Here is a 19,491-nt window from a genome sequence, read left to right as displayed (position 1 = left end):
GAGAGTCCCCTGTTGGAAGGCTCAAAGGAAAATATTAAAAGAAAATCGGGGCTCACGGGTAGAGCCTGCTCGGCGTCCTCGGGAAGAGAGTGGCCCAGCGGACGTGGTCGAGCTTGAGGACCCACGCGACGAGCCTCTCAAGGCCGAGGCCGAAACCGCTGTGCGGAACGCTACCGTACTTCCTGAGGTCGAGATACCACTGGTAGTCCTCGGGGTTCATTCCCTCCTCAAGGATTCTCTGCACGAGCTTGTCGTAGTCGTCCTCACGCTGACTGCCCCCAATTATCTCGCCGTAGCCTTCGGGCGCGAGCATGTCAGCCGCGAGAACTTTCCTCGGGTCCTCGGGGTCCTCCTTCATGTAGAAGGCCTTGATGTGCTTCGGATAGCCGTATACAAAGAACGGACTCTCGAACTCCTCGGTAAGAACCCTCTCCTCATCGGCGCCCATATCCTCGCCCCATTCTATCTCGACGCCCTTGCTCTGGAGTATGTCTATAGCCTCGTCGTAGCTTATCCTCGGGAACGGCGGAACCGCATTCTTGAGCGTGGTCAGGTCCTTCCTGAAGTTCTCAATCTCGCTCCTCCTGAGCTCAAGCGCGCGCTGAACCATGTAGCTTACCAGTTCCTCCTCGACCTTCATGATGTCCCAGAGGTCCATCCACGCGGCCTCGAGCTCGAGGTGCCAGAACTCTGTCAAATGTCTCCTCGTCCTGCTCTTTTCGGCCCTGAAGCTCGGAGTGAGCGACCAGACCTTCTCAAGGCCAAATATAGCGGCCTCAAGGTAAAGCTGGGCCGACTGGCTGAGATAGGCGTACCGGTCAAAGTACTTGAGCTTGAAGAGCGTCGAGCCACCTTCCACCGCCCCGGTGACGAGTATTGGCGGGAAGACCTCGTACCAGCCGTCCTGGAGGAGCCACTCCCGCGCCGCCTGAACGAGCGTTGCCTTCACCTTCATTATGCTCGCGACCTTGGGTGAGCGGAGGTGCAGATGCCTGACGTCGAGCAGGAACTCCGGGCTCGCGTCCTTCGTTATCGGGAAGAAGTCAACGTTCTGGATTACCTGGAGCTTGTCGGCCTGAACCTCGGCGCCGGTTGGAGCGCGCGGGTCAGCTTTAACGGTTCCCTCGATGATGACGCTCGACTCGATGCCGAGCTTCTTGGCCTCCCTGTAGGCTTCCTCGTTGAGCTCCTTTGAAAAGACCACCTGGACGATTCCGCTCGAGTCCCTGAGCACTATGAAGACCTTCTTTCCGACTTCCCTCTTCCTGTAAACCCATCCAGCGAGCTTAACCCTCTTTCCCTCCATTTCGGGCTTAACGTCGGCGCAGTAAACCTTATCAATCACCTTTACCACCTCCAAAAGCTTTTCAGCGGGGTTTATAACGCTAACCCAATCAGAAGAGGCTATTCAACCAGAGTGACAGGACCCTTAGCCTTGACTCAATCCGAACGAGCCGGGGCATGGTCGGAATTTTTCGTTTTAGGATTTAAATCATTTGGGCATTTAAATGTCACAACGTCAAAAGGTTTAAGTTCTCCCCTGCCGTATGTTCAACGGTGGGAGGATGTTCGCGCTGGTCGGAAAGCTCGTCGATTATCGCTCCGTTAGAACCGGAGCCGTCATTGTTGAGGATAACGTCATTCGGGCCGTCGTTTCGGTGGGGGAACTGGGGGAGTGGGGCGTTGATGAAGTTTACGGCGGGGAGAACTACCTCGTAATTCCCGGCCTAATCAACGCCCACACCCACGTGGCGATGGCGAAGTTTCGGGGTTTAGGTGAGGACCTGCCGACAGAGGAGTGGCTTGAGAAAATCATCTGGCCGATGGAGTTGGAATGGACGCGGAAGGAAATCCGCGAGTGGGCCGAAATCAGTCTTAGGGAAGCCCTGATGAACGGCTCGACGACGGTAAACGACCACTACTTCTTCGCGGACGAGATAGCAAAGGTTGCCGAGAAGCTCGGCGTAAGGGCCTTCATCGGGCAGACGGTTGTGGACGAGGTTGATTTTCCTCTTGCAGGTCCTGAGGAAGGCTTTAGGTTCTTTAGACGCTGGCAGAACCGGAGCGAGCTTGTAACGCCTACTCTGGCACCGCACGCAACAAATACCGTTTCGCTAGACCTCCTCGGGGAAATCACCGAGCTCTCCACGGAAACCGGAGCGAGGGTTCACATCCATCTGGCCCAGAGCAGGGCGGAGGTTTCTGAGGTTAGAAGGCGCTATGGGCTCTCGCCCGTTGGCCTCCTCGAAAGGGCCGGGCTTTTGAACGAGAGGCTAATCGGCGTCCACGGTGTTTATCTGAACGATTCTAACTTCGAGAGGTTGGCCAAAGCCGGCTCAACCCTCGTCCACTGCCCGACGAGCAACGTCAAGCTTGAGGCACGGACGGTGAACCTGAGAAAACTCCTTGACCTCGGCCTCAACGTGGCTTTGGGCAACGACTCGCCGAATCCAACCGGAATCCTTGACCCCTTCCTCGAGATGAGGACTGCTGGAATCGTTGCGAACCTCACAGCTGGAAGGGCGCACGCGATTCCCGCGAGGGAGCTCTTTGGGATGGCGACAGTTGGAGGCGCAAGGGCCCTTGGATTAAAGGCCGGACTCATCGAGCCCGGCTATCTCGCGGATTTGGTTCTCATAAAAGCAGATAAACCGTGGTTCAGGCCGTTGGAAAACGTTTACTCGCTCCTCATTTACTCTGCGAGGGGAAGTGACGTGGAAAAGGTTGTGGTAAATGGAAAAGTGGCTTGGGCTAAGCCCTCATAGCCTTCTCAATCTCCTTGAGCCTTTCTCCAGAGGGTTCCACGTCGAAGAACGCCTCTGCTTCTTTTATCGTTTTTTCGTCAAAGTTTCCGCTCAGGATGCTTTCGCTCGTTACGTCGAGCATGGAACTCAGAGCCTCGCCGAGGGTTTCAACCTTCGCCATCGCCTTCTCGAACTCGACCTGCATCTTGGCAACGTCCTCTGCTCCAGGCCCCTCTGCAATGCTCTCAACGATGTCCCTGCTGAAGCGGAGGAACTCGGCCGAGACCTTAACGAGTTCCCTCTGGATTTCTGCTTCCTCCATGAGGAGGAGAAGGCGCTTTGCCTCCTTAATTCGATTCTCAAGGACAAGGTACTTTACGGCGCTTCTCCTCAGCAGTTCCTCGTCGCCGAGCTTCGCCGCTTCCTTCCCCTGGAGGAAGACCCTGCGCTTTAAGGCTTCGAGGTTGTTTATGTACTGTTTCAGGGCCATCTTGGCCTTTTTGGCCCGTATCCTCCTTTCTATCTCTTTCTCCTCTTTGGATTTCCAGAACTTCATGGTTCACACCCCGTTTTCACGCTCTATTTCGTGAAGGAGCACCTTGAGCCTTTCAACGAAGTCCTCTCTTACGGGCAGGTTTTCTTTAATCATGAGCTCAAGGGCTTCAATTGCCCTCCCAAGCTCCTCTCTGTGCTGGGTTGTATAGAATTTCAGGTCGCTCAGGGTGTTGAGAAGCTCTGCCTTCCTGTTGAGCTCCGCGTAGGCTAAAGCGAGCTTCGAGAGAGTTTGGACTACGAGCCTGCTGTTCTCCCTGATTTCCTCGGCGGTCTTGCTCCTCTTCAGAGCCTCTACGCTTCTTGCGAGGGTTTTCTTCAGCTCCTCAACCCGAAACTCGAGCTCCCGCTTCCTTATCTCGCTCTCCCTGAGCTTCTCGAGGTCTTCCAGAAACTCCTCAACGCTTCTGTAGCGGTCCTCCTTCCTCTTCGCCAGCAACTTCTCGAAGAGCCCATCGTACTTTGCCAGTGCCGGGTTGAAATCGGAGGGCGGCTTATGGCGGTAGTTCTCGTCGGTTATCTTGCCAAAGACCTCCTCGTATGTGTAGCCCTCAAACGGAACCCTGCCGGTCAGTAGCTCGTAGAAAATCGTCCCCAACTGCCATACGTCTGTCCGGTGGTCGGTGTTTCCGAACTTGCTCGGCATCAGGTGCTCCGGCGCGGCGTAGAGGGGGGTGTAGCCCATCACGCTCCTTCCCGAGCTCATCGTTCCGATTTTGGCTAATCCCCAATCGGTTATCTTTGGCGTTAAGTTGGCCTTCAGGAGGATGTTTCCGGGCTTTAAGTCGCGGTGAACAATGCCTTTTGAGTGGGCATGTTTTAGGCCTTCCGCAATGCCCTTTATGAGTCCCAGTGCGGTTTTCTCATCAACGGGCTTTGGTAGTTCCTCGAGCGTTCTAACGAGCTTTCCATCAACCTCAGCACCCTCAACGAACTCCATCTCGAGGTGGGGAACGGGTAAAATGTCCGCGTCGTAGAGCTTGACGACGTTGGGGTGGTTGAGCTGGAACCACGTTGAAACCTCACGGAGGAAGGTCTTGCTGGTTTTCTCGTCAATCCTCGGGATTTTTAGGGCGACTGTTTTGCCGTCCTTTTTGCGTTTGACCTTGAAGACCTTGGCAAAACCGCCCTCCCCGAGGAACTCAAGGGGCTCGTACCTGTCCAAGAGCTCGGCCGGGAAGCCCTCAATTGAACCCTTGGAGGGCTCATTTTGGGTCTTTCCTCCAGAGCGCGAGCGCTTGAGGAGGAGCACTGCCCCAACAAGGATGAACACGGCCAGAACCACTGCGATGGCCTTCCTTGGAACTGCGTTGGCCGGCGTGGATTCGCTGGTTGTTTTCGGTTGGGTATCCTGAGAGGTCACCACCGCGAGGGTTAGGGTTATTTTCTTTTCTTCTCCTGGGGCAACCTCAACCGTTTTTCTGGTCGGTTGATAGCCCTCCTTCCGGATTTCTATCGTGTGGGTACCCGGTGGAAGGGTGAGCGTCAGCGGTGTTGTCCCACGCCACGTGCCGTCAACGTAGACGTCCGCTCCTGTGGGCTGAGAATTTATCCAAACCGTCCCCGTCGCGATTTTCTTCTCAAGCTTCGCCGTTATCTTTACGGTTTCACCTGGAGGAACATTGACCGTTGCCAAGTATGGCTTGTAGCCTTCGAGAGTCACGTTTATCGTGTGCTGGCCCGGGTGTAGCTCAACGGTCAGGGGAGTAGTCCCGCGGTAGGTACCGTCCACATAAACGCTGGCTCCCGAGGGTGTTGAGTCAACTACGAGGGTTCCGGATTTGGGTTCCAGGTTTACGTTTAGAACAACGGTTTTTCCGGCATCTACCGTGACCGTCGTCGAGTACTCCTCATAGCCAGGCATCTTCACTTGAACCCTGTGAGTTCCGGGGGATACACTGACGTTTATTGGTGCTATTCCCTGGTAGCCTCCGTCAACGTAAACCTCAGCGCCTGCAGGTGTGGAGACTACTTCGATTGTTCCCCTATCATTCTGCACCTGTGGAGATGCTGAAGTCGTTGTTTCTGTTCCTGTTGTTCCCCCTGACACCGATGTTTCAGCGGGCTCAAGCGAACGGACGGCAAGGAAGCTTCCAAGTCCTGTAACTGGGTCGGGGATTCCAACTTTCACCCTTTTGTTGGTGATGTAGAAGTTCCACACCTCGGCCGTGTAGATTCTGGGGGCGTTGTAGAGGTGGAGTGCGTAGGCGAGCTTGTAGAGGTCCCAGAACTGGTCAAGGCTCCATACGCTCACTGTCCATCCGTTTTTTGTCCACTTAGCGTAGGCGAGTAAGTTAGCAAGGTCGTAGCCTGTCCAGTCGAGGAGAGGCTTGAGCTTATTCGGAGTGTTGTAGTACTTGAGGTTTAGTTCGCTGATGAACCTGGCAACGTCACCGCTGGCGATAACGTTGAGAACGTCTCTGACCGTTACTGGGTTGTGGTAGTTGGAACCCCAATTTGGAGCGACGTAACTGCCGTAGTACCAGAAGTCCCAGGCGAGGTCCGTGATGTCTTGAATTCCGCTGACGACCCAACCCTCTGTATAAACGTGCCACTGAAGCTCCTTGGGGTCGCTACTGTAAACCATCCTGCTGGCCTGGCTCCTCTGCCACTGGAGGAGGTCAACCTTAAAGCCGGCCTTCTGGAGTACCTGAGCAACGTACTTGCCCTCATCAAGTCTCTCGTCCTCGATACGAGCAATAATCTTCACGGTAACCGGCTGACCGTCGAAGTACCAGACACCGTCCCTTTTCTCAAGGGTGTGTCCTAAGTCTGAGAGTTCCGAGGATGCCCTAGTCATGGCCTCGTCAATCATCTTGATGGCGTAGGCCTCGTCACCCTGAGAGGTTATTCCCATAGCCTTCGCAACGGTTACGTAATTCTCGTGTGCGTTAACTTGGCCCGTTGGATTTGGGCCGTAGATTGGAGCACCGCTTCCCTGGAGGACCTGGCTGACGATGTACTGCCTGTTGATGAGCCAGTTAAGGGCGAACCTGACCTCACGGAGCGCGAACGGGTTAAAGCAGGTTCCGTTGGAGGTTTCCACGAGGCCTGTCGTGGAGTCTCCTGCAAGGTTGAGGTTGATGCTCCACCAGGTGAAGATAGCCTTAATCAGGTTGATGTTCTTGCCGTATTCCTGAACCACACTGGACAAAGTACTATACGGCCTGGTGAACCAGTACAGGTCGTACTCGCCTTTAGCAACGGAGAGAATAGCCGTATAGTCGTTGAGAACGCCGTAAACGTCAATCTCTCTCCAGTACGGCTCCCAGGGAAGGGTCTTACCGTTAACGGTGTCCGGGAACCCGACCCTTCTGTTGTTCGCGAGCTTGAGGACGAGCTTCATATCCTCAGCGTCGTAGTCATCAACGTAGTACGGTCCATTGGTCACGAGGGCATTTTTGTGGTTTGAAATCCAGCCTATCAGGGCCGAGTACCCGCTTTCTGCATCCTGAAGGCCGGAGTGGTAGTAGTCCAGACCCCATTTTCCGAGAACGCTTGAAAGCTCCGACAGGGGGCCCGGAATAGGAGCTTCATCCTTTAGCCTTGAGAGCATGCCCGAAATGTACTCCATCTGTTCCTCGTCTATCAGGTTGAGCTGGTACCCATTGGTGGGATTCGAGCTCCACGAGAACATCTTGCCGCCGTATCCCCTTGCCACGAGCTCGGAGGTTGCATAATAGAGTTGCCAGGGGAACCCAGGGTATGGAACGTAGTTAACGGCGGTGGCCCACCTGCTGTATGGAACTGCATAATCCTGGTAGACCGTGAATTCAACGTAATCAGATGTGACGGCTTTCACCTCGAGACCGTAGATTCCTTGGAGCTTGCCGGCCACGCTGGCGCTCCAGCTCTGGTCGTAGTACGCTCCCCCTTCATGGCTCCATTCCCAGTCCATTGCGTAGGCGAATAAGTAGTCGGCGAGGGTTATCTTCTGACCGTCAACCCAGGTTCCGAGACCGCACTTCCAGGTGACGGCACTCTTGGCTGTTCTGCCGGCGTATGGGGAGGTCCACTCGCCGAGGGTGTCGTTCCAGATTACGGCATCGTCCGGAACCTGAACGTTGTAATTGACACTGACAAGCTGACAGCGGTAGCTGTGATAGCTTCCGTCGGGTCCCATCACGTAGGGCGGGTCGTTGAGGAAGTACCAGATGCGGTGGGTGTAAACGTCGGTCATTCCGCTCGGGGACGGGTTGAAGACACCCATAAAGAGACTACCCTGGGCAGCAAGGTACACGATTTTAAGCTCATCCCCCTGGATAGGTTGAGCAAGGGTTGGACTTAGCGGAAAGAGGGAAGATAATAGCAATACGATAACGAGCATAGCCTTTGCATTCACCATCTCCACACCACCACCGTTACGTTGTCTTCAGTGACAGTCAGGGCCCTTTCCATGAGGGTTTTGGCGAGGTCACGTGCCGTTTTCCCAGGGATGAGCGCCCGCAGGATTTCTTCCTTTGAGACATAGTCGTGAAGACCGTCCGTGCTGAGAAGGAGGATGTGGCCGGGTCCGGCTTCCCAGCGGTAGAGGTCAACCATTAGGTGCCTTCCAATGGCTGAGCTCACCCTGTTCCTGAGCGGGTGGTACATGACCTCCTCCTCGCTGACCTGCCCTATGAGAACGAGCTCCTGAAGTGGTGAGTGGTCGAGCGTCCTCGCGACGAGTTTCCCCCCGGAAACCAGGTACGCCCTGCTGTCGCCGGTGTTGGCAACGATAACGGTCCTTCTCCTAACTACAGCCGAGACGAGGGTCGTCCCCATTCCCTCAAGTGGTCCCCTTGCCCGTTCTCTAACAATGGAGTGGGCAACCTCGTGGGCCTTCTTCAGGAGAATCGCGAGAAGGTCTTCTTCAAGGCCTTCAACGTACTCCCTTTCAAAGACCCCCGCAAGGGTTTCCAGGGCCAGCCTAGAAGCGACTTCCCCGGCGTTGTGACCGCCCAGTCCGTCCGCGACTGCGAGCAGGTAGCCGTCGGGGAGCTTCATGATGAGCAGGCCGTCCTCGTTGTGTTTCCGTCCCCCAACGTGGGTTATCCCGTAAACGAAGTCAGTTCCGGCCCCGCTGGACTCCATGTGTGGGCTTTCGGGCAGTATTAGCCTCATCTCTCCACCTCCCGTTTAATCCTGTCAACGAGAACCTCCACCCTCTCAACGAGTTCCGGGGAAATCGGCAGACCCTCCCTTAGGAGGAGCTCGACGGTTTCAATCGCCCGCTCAACCTCTCCCCTTTCTTCCCGTGTGAACTCCTTGAGCTCCTCAAGCGCACTAATCAGGCCTGCCTTGTCGTTGAGCCTCGCCGAAAGGACCGCGTTCCTTCCGAGTCCTTCAACGAGTTTCCTGACGAGCCTTTGAACCTCCGACCGGTCCGTCGTTACTTGGATGGTTTTCTTGAGCTCCTCAATCTGGCCCTTGAGGTCCGTCCTTTCTCCTTCAAGCCTCCTCAAGAGCTTGAGGTCCTCCAGGAACTCCTCAACGCTTCCGTAGCGGTCTTCCTTCCTCTTCGCCAGCAACTTCTCGAAGAGCCCGTCGTACTTCGCAAGCTCTGGCCTAACGGCACTCGGCGGTTTTGGCTTGGTTTCTGGGTTGAGAATCTTTGCGATTACACTTGCGGGGCTGTTCCCCCCGTAGGGCAGTTTTCCTGTCAGGAGTTCATAGAAGATTAGGCCGAGCTGGTAGACGTCCGTCCTGTGGTCGGTGCGCCCGTAGGTTTCAGGGTCAAGTTGCTCCGGCGCGGCGTAGAGAACCGTTACCCCCGAGGTGGTGGTCGTTGAATGTGTTCCGATTTTGGCTAATCCCCAATCGGTTATCTTTGGCGTTAAGTTGGCCTTCAGGAGGATGTTTCCGGGCTTTAAGTCCCTGTGGATTATGCCCTTCGAGTGCGCGTGCTTCAATCCCTCTGCGATGCCTCTGATGAGTTCTAGGGCAGTTTCCTCATCAACGGGCTTTGGTAGTTCCTCGAGCGTTCTAACGAGCTTTCCATCAACCTCAGCACCCTCAACGAACTCCATCTCGAGGTATGGTATCGGCTTCTCCTCCGCACGGTAGAGCTTTACTATGTTCGGATGCTCCAGCAGGCTCCAGGCCCGAACTTCTCTGGTGAAGGATTTCCTGGACTTCTCAGTTAGGTGCGGGATTTTTAGGGCGACTGTTTTGCCGTCCTTTTTGCGTTTGACCTTGAAGACCTTGGCAAAACCGCCCTCCCCGAGGAACTCAAGAGGCTCGTACCTGTCCAAGAGCTCCGGCGGAAATCCGGGGACGTTGAGGTTGGCCCTTTTTTCACCCCCGCTCCTGCCCTTCAGGAGGGCAAGCCCAATGACAAGGAGCACCAGAATGCCTCCGAGCGCGAGAGGGAGGACTGGTACCTTCGAGCTCTTTTCTACGTCGTCTAAACCCGTTGTTGATTTAGGCCGGGAACTCGACGGCTGGACAATCTGGCTGTTCTTTGGAGATGCGGTCGTCGTGAACGTTGTTGATGGTGAGCTCCGGTTTTCCGGGGAACGTGAGGCAACGGTAACGCCCCAGTGGATTACGTTCGAGACAAAGGTTGGCCCGTCGAGCTTGATACCGTAGTACTGGCTGACCCACATGGGGGTGTAGCCTCCAACGGGCGTCTCACCGCTGACTATCAGAACACTCCGTTTGTTGCCTGAACTCCACACCCATGCCGCGGCTATTGGGAATTCCCCGGTTTCTCCCGCCCTGTACGCTTTCCCAAGGGGGTCATTGTTCTCAACGATTTGGGCATCTTTGCTCGTCCGGAGGATTATGTAAACCCCCGAAGGCTTGTTTCCATCCCTCAGGGGCTTCCAAGTGCCGTTCACGAAGAGTGCCACCGGCCCGGGCCCGTGCGCGAGGACACCATGGGTTACCCCTTGAATTAAGAGCAACCTGTAAGGGGTATCGTTGCTTGGCCTGTTGTAGGCTATGATACGGTAGGACCTTCCCGCGTTGCTCACCGGGTCTTCAACGGAGCAGAGGTCAAGGCGCAGGGGTGCCCCGAGGGCTTCAAGCAGGCCGTTCACTATCCTCTGAGTCTTTACGCCGTTTCCATAGTCGGAATCGCCGGCGACCCAGAGAACTTTTCCTCCGGAGTAGAACCACTCCCTTATGGCCAAGATTTCGGTGTTTGAGAAGTTGGCAGTCGGCTGGCCGATTATAAGGACGTCAACGTTTTCCAGCAGGCCCGGAGTTATTGACCTGCCCAGCCAGCGGATTCCCAGCTCTTCCTGATAGCTCTCGTTTCCAAAGTAGACGAAGGTGTACTGGCTGAGCGTTTCGAGGATTCCCGGGGCGAGCGTCTGATTCTCATAGGTCACTGGTGTGAGGCCGTTTGGGTTCTCGCCGTGGGAGAGGTCTATCCCGATTGTAACGGCCAGGGCAGGCTTTAAGAGGAGAAGAAAGACCATCACGACCGTAAGTCGTCTCATCCCCCAAACTCCTCCGCCCACTTCTCGTACCTCTCGACATCTCGCCTCGTCAGCGGGCTCCTAATTTTCTTGAAGGCCTCCTCGAAGTCCCTCATCTCAAGCGGTCTTGTCCTGAGCGACCTCTTTTTGAGCTCCTCGTATGGGAGCTCGGCGAGCTTGTGGAGGTCTCTGTTCTCCTCGCGAATCATGTTCCATACCGCCTCCTGGCAGAGGTTCTTGATGTCCCTTCCCGAGTACAGGCGCCTGACGCTCTCCTCAGCTATTGCATCCAAGTCGAGCCTGCTTATGTCGAGCCCGCGCGTGTTGATTTTGATTATCTCCTTCGTGGCCTTCTCGTCCGGTAGAGGGACGTAAATCCTCCTCGGGAAGCGCGAGAGAACCGCCTCGTCCAAATCCCAGGGGGTGTTGGTTGCCGCGAGGGTTAGAACGAGCACGTCGCTACCTTTATCCTGAAAGCCGTCAAGCTCCGCTAGAAACGTCGAGAGCATCCTCCTGCTGGCCTCGCTCGTCTCGCCGGAGCGCCGGGTTGTGAGGGCATCTACCTCATCCACGAAGACTATGCTCGGGGCCTTCTCGCGGGCAACCTCGTAGAGGGCCGAGATTATCTTCGCGGACTCGCCGAAGTACTTGCTCAGGACGTTGCTGGCTTTGACCGAGAAGAAGGTTGCGTTTAAACTTCCGGCGGCAGCAGAAGCGAGCAGGGTCTTTCCGGTTCCCGGGGGGCCGAAGAGGAGAATACCCTTCCAGGGCTGAACCGCTTCCGGCCTCTGGAGTGCCGAGACGACCACCGTTTCCATGAGGAGTCGTTTAACGTCCTCAAGGCCTCCAATGTCGCTCCATTTGACGTTTGACCTTGCCATGAGTCCCATGACGTAGGTTCTTAGCTCATCCTCGTCGCTTCCCTCTGAGGTTACCTTGACCTCCCTCTTCGGAATCCTTCCTTCTTCGAGACCCTTGGCAAGGTCTTCCCACTTTCTTGCCTTTGCCAGGTAGGAACTCCTACCGTAGGGGTCGTGCTTGGCGAGCTGTTTGAGAATCCTCGCGCACTCAAGGGCCTTTCTCCTGGCGGTCTCGTAATCGCCCTCGGCCAGGGCCTTTTCATAGGCCTTCTTGGCCCTTCTGAAGGACGCCATAAGCGGACCTGTCAAATCAACGGGCATTCGATACACCTCCTTCAAGAATGAGAATAATTGGACGGATTGCCTCCAACCCCGTGAACAACAACCTCACCCTTCTCAACGAGCTCCCTCGGAACGGGGAGCCCCTCCTCAACCCTCAGCTCAATCTGTTCGATGAGCTTCTCCAGCTCTTCCCTCTCCCTCCCCCTCGCGTACCTCAGCAGGTCCCTCGCGTACTTCAGGGCCTCCTTCGCGTCCCCGAGCCTCAGGTGGAGGAGGAACAGCTGGCCCGCATAGTAGGCCGAGCGCGATGGCTCGACGCTCTTCTTGAGCTCTTCCCGGTACTTCCCGCCGAGGATTCCCGACAAATCCCGCTGGAGCTCTTCAACGCTTCCGTAGCGCCTCTCCTTCTCCTTGCTCAGACAGCGGAGGATTATCCCGTCGAGGGGCTCCGCCTCCGGATTGAGCTCGCTCGGCCTCTGCGGCTCCTCCATGATTATCCTCCCGGCAACCTCGACGAAGTCGCTTCCCTCGAAGGGCCTCTTCCCCGTCGCGAGCTCGTACATGAGAACGCCCAGTTGCCATACGTCGGTTCTCTCGTCAACCCCTCCGAAGCGCGACGGACTTATCTGCTCGGGCGAGGCGTAGTAGGGCGTCATCGCCGTTACCGTCGTGGTTCCGCTCTCGAACAGAACCTTCGCAAGCCCCCAGTCGCTTATCTTCGGCTTGGAGCCCTTGAGGAGGACGTTGCTCGGCTTCAGGTCGCGGTGGATTATACCCTTCGAATGGGCGTACTTCAGGCCTTCCGCTACCTCAAAAGCTATCTCGGCCACGCGCTCCGCCGGGAGGGGCTTCTCGAGGTCTTCGAGCGACCGGTCGCAGAGCTCCATCTCTATGTAGGGGTAAGGCGTCAGATTTGCGTCGTGGAGCTTCACTATGTTGCCGTGCCTCAGCTCGCGCCATATGGAAACCTCGCGCAGGAAGAGCTTTCCGGTTCTCTCGTTGAGGACGTGGGGGACCTTGAGCGCGACCCACCGGCCGTCCCTCAGGGCGCGGTAGACCCTGCCAAAGCCGCCCTCTCCAATTAGCTCGACCCTCTCGTATCTCGACAGAAGGGCCTCCAACCCGTTGCCCTCGGCTTTTTCCCCGGCAATCTCGATTTCAATGGCCTTCTTCCCCATAAACGGCCCGGAGCGGACGCGGACGGTAAGCGCGTGCTTCCCAACCTTCGAGGGCACGAAGCGCACGTACTCGCTCCTCTCCTCGCCAGGGAGGAGGTACAGGTCGAGGGTCCTCCTCTCCAGCTTTCCGTAGAGGGCCAGCTCCGACAGGTCTATTGAGACGCGAAGGCTTTTCCCTGTCCTGTTCCTGAAACCGACCTTTATCAGCGCCTCAGCTCCCTGGATTAGCTTTTTCGGCGCTTCAAAGATTAGCCCCTCACTGAGGGATTTTCCAGTATTCAGCTCCCTTCTGTGCGGTTTTTCAGGCACCGGCCTCGGAACAGGTTTGGGCCCGGGATAGGGCTTCGAGGAGCCCGTCTCTCTCAGGAACCTCTCAATCCACGGAAGGAATATGAAGAGCGATATGAGTAACCCGAAGCCGTGAAGGAGGGCAATCAGGAAAATCGAGATGATGAGCCTCCGAACGAAGTCCTCTTCAAGGCTCCTTCTCGGCATTCACTCCTTCTCCTCCTCGACGACCTTCTTCGTGGCCTCTTCCGGTTCAAGCTCGCCCTCTTTGACCGCCCTTATTGTGCTCAGTATCTCCTCAAGCTCCTCGTCGGCCTCAAAGTCCTCAACCCCTATCGTTCTGTCGGTCATGCCGAGCATTTTCTCAAGGCTCTCGTTGAAGTTCCTGGCGTCGAGCTCCATCTCGATTAGTTTCTCCTCAAGCTCCTTCGGAGACATTTTCCTGAGCATCTCCCAGGTTGGCGTTCCCTTCAGGAGCTCCTCGTTCTCCTTGATTATGAGCAGGTTGCTGACGAGCATCAGTTGCTTGTTCAGCTGGGCGTGCGTCGCCTGGAGGTTCTTCTTGCGCTTGTTGAGGGTCTTTATCTTTGTCGCTATCGTGAGCTCCTCGCTCCTGCTCTTGGCTCTCTTTGCCCTCTCAAAGAGCTCCGCTATCTCGGCCTCTATCGCTCTGAGCTCGCGCTCGATTTTCTCAATCTGGGCTTCGAGCTTCATCTGGTTCTCAAGCAGGTCCTTGAGGGGAACGTCGAGCGGGTTCTTCGGTCCAAAAAACTTTGAGAGGAGCCCCATGTCACTCCTCCTCCGTCTCAGCCTTCAGAACTTTCTCCACAACCTCGTCCGGCTCCGCTTCACCGCTCTCGACCTGGGCCCAGGCCTCAAAGAGCTCCCTCTCGGTCTCGTCTTCGCCCTCCTCGAACTCGGCTATCTCCATCTCAAAGACCCTGTTGAGGCTCTCCACCATCTCGTTGAACTCCTTGCCGTCGAGGTTTATTCGTATGAGGGCCTTCTCAAGCTCCCCGGGCTCGACTTTCTTGAGCTTGTCCCAGACCCCCACCTCGCGGAGCTCCTTCTCGTACTTCTTGACGACGATTAGGTTCTTTATGAGGGTGTACTGCTTCTGGGCCGTCGTGAACTCCTTGAGCTTGAGCTTCTCCTCCATGTCGAGGCTTTTGATTTCTTGAGCGAGCATCTTCTTCTTGAGCTTGTCCGCGCCTATGCCCTGCTGGAAGAGCTCCTTTTTCTTCTTCTCTATGGCGTTTATGTCCTTCTTCAGCCTCTCAAGCCTGTTCCTGAGCCTAATTTCCTCCTCTTGGAGCTCTCTAAGTGAGAGCTTCTCGACGGTGCTCTTCCTTCCAAAAACGTCGCGTATTCCCATCTCATTCACCTCCAAACTCCTTCGAAACGAGGACGTATCCAACGCCCTCCACATACTTGGCAACGTAGCCCTCCTTCCCGAGGGACAGGAAGGCTTTTCTCACGATTTCAACCGGCAGGTCGAGTTCGCTGATGGCCTCGTCAAAGCGGACGTAGTGCTTATAGGTTAGCCTGTTGAGAAGGAACCTCCTGGCCTTCTCAAGCAGTTCTTCGTCGAACTCCAGCCTGAGGAGCGGGGCAAAGGCCTTCGCGTAGGGGTCGTTGGGGTTGTGAATCATCTCACCCGAACCGAGGTCGAGGAGGAGCAGAGAGACCCTATCGGCCACGAAGTTCCTGTGGAAGTCATCGGAGGCAACGTAGCTGAGAATCCTCTTCTCGAAACCGGTTGGTGATGCAACGAGCAGGACGGTTCTCCTTTCTTCTCTCCTCGCGTCGTCGAGGAGCGCGTTCAGCTCGGCAAGCTCGACAGGGTCGGTATCAAAGCCGTACTCCGCGTAGCGCTCTGGCCTTGAGAGGTAAACTGCCCTCAGGATTATGTTCTCCTTCTTTCCGAGGAGCTTCTTCTCCTTCAGCGTTGCTTCGATAACGACGTTGGTTGGAACGTTCTTGAGAGCTACCTCGTCGAGCTTTCCAGCGTACTTGGAGCGGTCAAAGGTTTCCCTCTCCTCAACGGACTCGACCTTGAAGGTCTTTCCGAGGAGTTTCAGCTCGCCGCTCAGCTTGCTCCTAATCCTGCCGGCGAAGTTCATCTCCATTATCCTCGCTTCATCGCTCCTGATAAAGCGTGAGCCCTTCTCCGCTTTCTCGACAATCTTCATGGCTTCCTCTATTTGTTTCCGGACTTCCTCTTCTGCCTTGGACAGCTCAAGCTCTCTCCTCCTGAGCTCCATTTCCCTCTGCCTTAACTCAAGCTCCCGTCTCCTCAGCCTCTCCTCAAGGGCCCTGACCTCTGCCTTCATTCTTTCCTCGGCCTTCCTGAGCTCCTCTTCGAGTCTGGCTTTCATCTCCTCGTCCTTCATTCTGGCGATTTCCTCGATGAGCTTGGCCTTTTCCTCCTCAAAGCGCCTTCTGAGCTCTTCGTTTTTCCTCCGGAGGGCCTCTATTTCCTCTTTCTTGGCGGACTCGATTTCTGCTTTTGCCTTCTCTATCTCCTCGTACCAGCGCTCGCGGATGAGCTCCATCGCTTTCTTGAGTTTCTCAACTTCCTTCTCCTTCTCGTCGAGCTTCTTCCTGTAAATCCTCTCAACGGCTTCTGTTTCCTTTTTGGCCTCTTCGAGGAAGTCTCTGAACCAGTCGAAACGTGCGGTGGCTTCGGCTATCGCGAGGTTTATCTTCTCCTTGTACGAGTCCCACGTCGATTTCAGGAAGTCCCTGAGGGCAAGGCCGTGCCTTGGGCTCTGAAGGAACTCCTGGAGCCATCTGTCAAAGGAGTAGTACTCCCTTAGGAGTGAGAGAACTTCGTTGTCCCTGTGCATTATCAGCTTCATGACGTCGTCCTTAGAGTAAATCTCGAAGACGTTGTAGCGGAAGAGCCTCTCTATTGCGGTCAGCTCCTCGGGGGTGAACCTCTTTTTAGCTGGTTCGAAGTCTTCTCCGTTCCTCTCAAAGGACCAGGCGAGCAACGCAAGGGCTCCCTCAAACTTGGCCCTGAAGCGTCTGTCGAGGTCGCGCAGAAAGTCCCCGCACTCGCCTTCCTGGTAACGGTTGTAGGCTTCGACGATTCTTCCCCAGAGGTCTGCCCGGGTTCCGTAGCTCTCCCGCCAAACGTCGGTTCCGAGCCTCAGAACGCGCTCAGCGGGGCGGAGGAGTGTCTTAACGCAGTTCGCGTCTCCCTCCTCAAAGAGTCCCATAGGAATCACCCGCCAGAGGTTTTAGCTCTTCATCCACACGCGAAAGGAGGTACTCAACGACCTCGCCGTAGCCCGAGACCGTGACCCTGACAACGGTTCCCCTCGGTGTTCCTCTAAGGGAAAACTGGATTACACCCCTTCCTTTCCTTGTGTAGACCTCGCAAGTTTCTTCTCCTGGACTGAACGTTCCTCCGAGCTTGGAGCACAGGTACGCTAGAAACCTTCGAACGAAGCCCTCTTCCTCCGCGAGCAGGTATTCCCTCGTCGCGCTCCGCTCCCTGAGTTCGGGCCATTCCTCGGTTACGCGGTAAATCCTGACTTTCTCTGAAGGGTTGCCCTCTATCCTGGAGAACAGCTCCTCGAAGAACTCTTTCTCCTGTTCTGTTTCGATTATGAAAGTCATTCCCCTGGGCTTCTCAACGTCCGCCCTTTCCGCCCACTTGGAGAGCAGGTAATCAACGCGCTTTCGCTCGGCATCGTCATCGTATGAAACAACGACGAAGTACTTCATACGTCATCACTACCTGGGTTCTCTCAAACGTTAAGATTTGGCGTCGTTGCCTATTTAAAGTTTTCTCCATTTTGGAGAAAAAGAGGAATGGGCGACTTTGGTGAAACTGGGGCTGAGTAAAAAGGGAATGGAGAATCAGAGTCTTCTCCTGAGAAGGAGAGGCACTATGGCAAGTCCGACTATCAAACCAGGACCGCAGATACTCGAACCTGTACTGCTTGAGCTCTCGGTTTTGTTCGCGTTGGCGGTGGAAGTCAGCGTTGGTGAGATTTCCTCGGGCTTCTTGCCCTCAACCATCAGAGCTCTCCACTCTTTGAGCCATTTGTCTGTGTTCTTAGCGAGCTCTTCGGAGGGGATTGTGATGACCTTCGCCGAGCTGACGTTGAGGGCGTAGCTGAAGCAGGCCGGGAGCTTGACCTCCTTGTTCACCGGGTACATCCACTGGTTGAGCGGGAGCTTCTCCTGGGCGGTTTTGCTTATCAGGAAGTTTATGAACTTCTTGGCGAGTTCAAGGTTCTTGGTGCCCTTGACGATTCCCGCTCCCTCAATCTGGACGTAGGCAGTGTTGTTAAGGAAGATTGCCCCTATGCTCGTGTCGTTGTAGTTGCAGGCCGAGTAAGCCGGGTCGGTGGCGTAGCTGACGAACAGCGGGGCCTGGTTCTTGTCCCACATCTCCCAGCCGGCGCCCCAACCCTTGACAATTATCACGTCGTTCTGCTTGAGCTTCTCCCAGTAGTAGGGCCACTTGTCGCCGTAAACGCCAATCGTCCAGAGGAAAAAGGCCATCCCAGTTGAACTCGTCAGCGGGTTCTCGACGATAAGCTTGCCCTTCCACTCGGGCTTCGTCAGGTCCTCAAAGGTCTTCGGCGGGTTCTTCACGACGTCCTTCTTGTAGACTATCGCTATAGCACCATAGTCGTAGGGCGTGAGATGGAAGGTTGGGTCGAAGTCCTTTATAATCCACTCCGGAATGTACTTCGCGTTCTCCGGCTTGTAGGGGATTAGAATGTCTGCTTGAAGTGCCTTCTGAAGGTAACTGTTGTCGATTCCGACGACGACATCGGCCTGCGGGTTGTTCTTTTCGATTATCAGCTTGCTGAGCACTTCTCCGGCGTCGCCGAACGTCACGAGACGGACCTTGACGCCGTACTCCTTCTCGAATATCGGAATGATTTCCTTCATCCAGGGCTCGATGCTCTCGTAAGAGTACACGGTCAGTGTCTCCTCGGCCTTTGCAGGCTTCACCCACAGGAGCGAGGCGACGAAAAGGGTCGCCACGAGCAATGCCAGAACCTTCCTCATTGAACCACCCCCAATTAGCAGGTTGTTCTATTTCATAACCCGATAATTGGGAGATTAAAAAAGGTTTGCTTCCCAGTTCTGGTTAGTGGTGAGTTCACTCCTCTACCTTGCTAACCATTTTGATGACGTAGTCTGCCGCGTTTTGAAGGGCCACAGAAAAGCCGGGTTGGGTGCCTATGACTATTGTTTCCTTCCCCTTCCGCTTCGCCTCCTGGATTATGGGCAGAAAATCCGCGTCCCTTGTGGCCAGAGCTATAACGTCAACATCGGAGTTGTAGATGAGCTCCATGGCCTCTATCGCTATCCTCACGTCGGTGTCACCGGCTACTATAACCGGCTCAAGCCCTTGGTTGACGACCGCCTCAATGAGTCCCTGGGGAGCGTACTGGTTCAGGACGACCTTCGCGACCCTTATCCGACCGAGCCTTTCAAGGGCCTCGACTATGTCTTCGAGCTTTATTCCGAACTCCTTCCTCAGGATGTTCGGCCCGTCTATTATGAGCCCGATGCTCTTACCGCTTATCTCCTCTGGCCCAGGATGTTCCTTTTCATGGTGCTCCTTTTCACGCCTGAAAACCCTGATTAAGCTCTCTTTCACTCCTCTTCCCTCCCCTCCCTCTTGGGCTCAAGAACTATTGTGTAATCGGCCGCGTGCTTGAGGGCAACCGAAAAGCCGGGCTCGACGCCGATGACTACCGTTTCCTTCCCCTTCTCCTTGGCCTTAAGGATAACCGGCAGAAACTCCGCGTTCCGCGTCGCGATGGCGATTACATCTATGTTGGGGTTGTAAATCTCGCGCATGGCCTCAACGGCAAGCTTTACCCCGGTCTCGCCGGAAACGACAACCGCCTCGAACCCCTGGTTCGAGACCGCCTCTATGAGCCCCTGGGGGGCGTACTGGTTGAGGATGACCTTCGCAACGCGGATGTCCCCGATGCTTTCGAGAACGTCAACGATGTCCTCGAGCTTTATGCCAAACTCCTTCCTCAGGATGTTCGGTCCATCAATGAGAAGGGCTATCTTTTTCCCGCGCTTGGCTTTTCGCTTAATCATGCCTATACTCTTGATTCCATCCTTCGTCATTGAGATTATCTTTTCCCAGCTTCCGCCTGGCATCGGTGTCACCGTTGAAATCACTGAAACC

The 19,491-nt window shown here is 55.5% G+C and carries 15 protein-coding genes; 1 reads left to right on the top strand and 14 read right to left on the bottom strand.

Going from position 1 to position 19,491, the window contains the following annotated elements:
* Window positions 1-52: 52 nt before the first annotated feature.
* Entirely contained in the window at window positions 53-1,345 is a 1,293-nt protein-coding gene (asnS, locus tag MVO87_RS07565; protein WP_297516503.1) for an asparagine--tRNA ligase, read from the bottom strand.
* A gap of 220 nt (window positions 1,346-1,565) precedes the next feature.
* On the opposite strand from asnS, the gene MVO87_RS07560 reads away from it, so the two are divergent.
* Window positions 1,566-2,765 carry an amidohydrolase family protein gene (locus MVO87_RS07560; protein ID WP_297552767.1) on the top strand — a complete coding sequence of 400 codons (1,200 nt, stop codon included), beginning with the start codon at window positions 1,566-1,568 and terminating at the stop codon, window positions 2,763-2,765.
* Here the strand turns inward: MVO87_RS07560 and MVO87_RS07555 are convergent.
* From MVO87_RS07555 to MVO87_RS07495, 13 genes are all read right to left on the bottom strand, one after another.
* On the bottom strand, window positions 2,752-3,300 hold the full coding sequence (locus MVO87_RS07555) for a hypothetical protein (protein ID WP_297515946.1): 549 nt from the start codon (window positions 3,298-3,300) through the stop codon (window positions 2,752-2,754). The genes MVO87_RS07560 and MVO87_RS07555 overlap by 14 nt on opposite strands.
* Before the next feature lie 3 nt (window positions 3,301-3,303).
* On the bottom strand, window positions 3,304-7,641 hold the full coding sequence (locus tag MVO87_RS07550) for a PEGA domain-containing protein (protein ID WP_297552776.1): 4,338 nt from the start codon (window positions 7,639-7,641) through the stop codon (window positions 3,304-3,306).
* A complete protein-coding gene (locus MVO87_RS07545) occupies window positions 7,635-8,399 on the bottom strand; it encodes a PP2C family protein-serine/threonine phosphatase (RefSeq protein WP_297513413.1) in 765 nt (254 codons plus the stop codon). The genes MVO87_RS07550 and MVO87_RS07545 overlap by 7 nt, the downstream gene beginning before the upstream one ends.
* Window positions 8,396-10,723, bottom strand: a complete 2,328-nt coding sequence (locus tag MVO87_RS07540; protein ID WP_297552765.1) for a serine/threonine protein kinase — start codon at window positions 10,721-10,723, stop codon at window positions 8,396-8,398. Before MVO87_RS07540 ends, MVO87_RS07545 begins: the two co-directional genes overlap by 4 nt.
* Entirely contained in the window at window positions 10,720-11,883 is a 1,164-nt protein-coding gene (locus MVO87_RS07535) for an ATP-binding protein (RefSeq protein ID WP_297552763.1), read from the bottom strand. The genes MVO87_RS07540 and MVO87_RS07535 overlap by 4 nt, the downstream gene beginning before the upstream one ends.
* A gap of 14 nt (window positions 11,884-11,897) precedes the next feature.
* On the bottom strand, window positions 11,898-13,517 hold the full coding sequence (locus MVO87_RS07530; protein WP_297514099.1) for a serine/threonine-protein kinase: 1,620 nt from the start codon (window positions 13,515-13,517) through the stop codon (window positions 11,898-11,900).
* Window positions 13,518-14,099 (bottom strand): hypothetical protein, encoded by a 582-nt coding sequence (locus MVO87_RS07525; RefSeq protein WP_297514096.1) that lies wholly within the window; start codon window positions 14,097-14,099, stop codon window positions 13,518-13,520.
* Window position 14,100: 1 nt separating this feature from the next.
* Window positions 14,101-14,685 (bottom strand): chromosome assembly protein, encoded by a 585-nt coding sequence (locus MVO87_RS07520; protein WP_297514093.1) that lies wholly within the window; start codon window positions 14,683-14,685, stop codon window positions 14,101-14,103.
* 1 nt (window position 14,686) lies between these two features.
* Window positions 14,687-16,534 (bottom strand): hypothetical protein, encoded by a 1,848-nt coding sequence (locus MVO87_RS07515; RefSeq protein ID WP_297552761.1) that lies wholly within the window; start codon window positions 16,532-16,534, stop codon window positions 14,687-14,689.
* A complete protein-coding gene (locus MVO87_RS07510; protein WP_297514088.1) occupies window positions 16,521-17,045 on the bottom strand; it encodes a hypothetical protein in 525 nt (174 codons plus the stop codon). The genes MVO87_RS07515 and MVO87_RS07510 overlap by 14 nt, the downstream gene beginning before the upstream one ends.
* 135 nt (window positions 17,046-17,180) lie before the next feature.
* Window positions 17,181-18,347, bottom strand: coding sequence for a thiamine ABC transporter substrate-binding protein (locus MVO87_RS07505; RefSeq protein WP_297514085.1), 1,167 nt, complete (start codon window positions 18,345-18,347; stop codon window positions 17,181-17,183).
* A 94-nt stretch (window positions 18,348-18,441) separates the two neighbouring features.
* Window positions 18,442-18,945: a TIGR00288 family NYN domain-containing protein gene (locus MVO87_RS07500; protein ID WP_297514082.1), complete on the bottom strand. Its 504-nt coding sequence runs from the start codon at window positions 18,943-18,945 to the stop codon at window positions 18,442-18,444.
* Window positions 18,942-19,463, bottom strand: a complete 522-nt coding sequence (locus MVO87_RS07495) for a TIGR00288 family NYN domain-containing protein (protein ID WP_297552759.1) — start codon at window positions 19,461-19,463, stop codon at window positions 18,942-18,944. Before MVO87_RS07495 ends, MVO87_RS07500 begins: the two co-directional genes overlap by 4 nt.
* Between the last annotated feature and the right edge of the window lie 28 nt (window positions 19,464-19,491).

It is taken from the genome of Thermococcus sp. (assembly GCF_027063845.1).
Classification (GTDB): Archaea; Methanobacteriota_B; Thermococci; order Thermococcales; family Thermococcaceae; genus Thermococcus.
This window is presented reverse-complemented; position numbering and strand designations above follow the sequence as displayed.

Excerpts from the sequence above, each read along its gene's own strand:
- MVO87_RS07560 (WP_297552767.1), top strand. The coding sequence starts at position 1,566 with ATGTTCGCGCTGGTCGGAAAGCTCGTCGATTATCGCTCCGTTAGAACC.
- MVO87_RS07555 (WP_297515946.1), bottom strand. The coding sequence starts at position 3,300 with ATGAAGTTCTGGAAATCCAAAGAGGAGAAAGAGATAGAAAGGAGGATA.
- MVO87_RS07550 (WP_297552776.1), bottom strand. The coding sequence starts at position 7,641 with ATGGTGAATGCAAAGGCTATGCTCGTTATCGTATTGCTATTATCTTCC.
- MVO87_RS07545 (WP_297513413.1), bottom strand. The coding sequence starts at position 8,399 with ATGAGGCTAATACTGCCCGAAAGCCCACACATGGAGTCCAGCGGGGCC.
- MVO87_RS07540 (WP_297552765.1), bottom strand. The coding sequence starts at position 10,723 with ATGAGACGACTTACGGTCGTGATGGTCTTTCTTCTCCTCTTAAAGCCT.
- MVO87_RS07535 (WP_297552763.1), bottom strand. The coding sequence starts at position 11,883 with ATGCCCGTTGATTTGACAGGTCCGCTTATGGCGTCCTTCAGAAGGGCC.
- MVO87_RS07530 (WP_297514099.1), bottom strand. The coding sequence starts at position 13,517 with ATGCCGAGAAGGAGCCTTGAAGAGGACTTCGTTCGGAGGCTCATCATC.
- MVO87_RS07525 (WP_297514096.1), bottom strand. The coding sequence starts at position 14,099 with ATGGGGCTCCTCTCAAAGTTTTTTGGACCGAAGAACCCGCTCGACGTT.
- MVO87_RS07520 (WP_297514093.1), bottom strand. The coding sequence starts at position 14,685 with ATGGGAATACGCGACGTTTTTGGAAGGAAGAGCACCGTCGAGAAGCTC.
- MVO87_RS07515 (WP_297552761.1), bottom strand. The coding sequence starts at position 16,534 with ATGGGACTCTTTGAGGAGGGAGACGCGAACTGCGTTAAGACACTCCTC.
- MVO87_RS07510 (WP_297514088.1), bottom strand. The coding sequence starts at position 17,045 with ATGAAGTACTTCGTCGTTGTTTCATACGATGACGATGCCGAGCGAAAG.
- MVO87_RS07505 (WP_297514085.1), bottom strand. The coding sequence starts at position 18,347 with ATGAGGAAGGTTCTGGCATTGCTCGTGGCGACCCTTTTCGTCGCCTCG.
- MVO87_RS07495 (WP_297552759.1), bottom strand. The coding sequence starts at position 19,463 with ATGCCAGGCGGAAGCTGGGAAAAGATAATCTCAATGACGAAGGATGGA.